The 399-nt window shown below is 32.8% G+C and carries 1 pseudogene; it reads right to left on the bottom strand.

Going from position 1 to position 399, the window contains the following annotated elements:
* Positions 1 to 89 (bottom strand): annotated as a pseudogene (locus E3E36_RS13370) (low molecular weight phosphotyrosine protein phosphatase); the annotation flags it as partial.
* Positions 90 to 399 lie beyond the last annotated feature (310 nt).

Below are 399 nucleotides of genomic sequence, written 5' to 3'. Positions count from 1 at the left end.
TATTTAGCTTTTTCAATTTTATCTCTCAAAATGCCTTCTGCCAAAGGGCTTCGGCAAATATTGCCCAAACAAACTATTAAGATTTTCATGGTACAAAGATGCAGGCTTCAGATAAACAACTCAAACCTTAAACCTTGAACGTTAAACTTTAAACCTTGACTTATGGATTTTATGTAAGCACGCATCTCATAAACAACAAGGCCTTGTTCTTTGAAATTATTTTAAATCACAACTAAACTATTTGTTATGAAACCCGAACAGATTTTAAAGAGCCATGTTTTGGATATTGTTTTTGAAAACAGGAACAAACAATATGGTGCTTACGAGTTAAGAAGCCGTTATAACAACAGATTGTTACGTGCCATTATGTTTACTTCTGCTATTGTATTGTTGTTTGCT

This window comes from Thermococcus sp. M36 (assembly GCF_012027355.1).
Taxonomy (GTDB): Archaea; Methanobacteriota_B; Thermococci; order Thermococcales; family Thermococcaceae; genus Thermococcus.
Note: the sequence above shows the minus strand (reverse complement) of the source record. Positions and strands in the feature narration are given on the sequence as shown.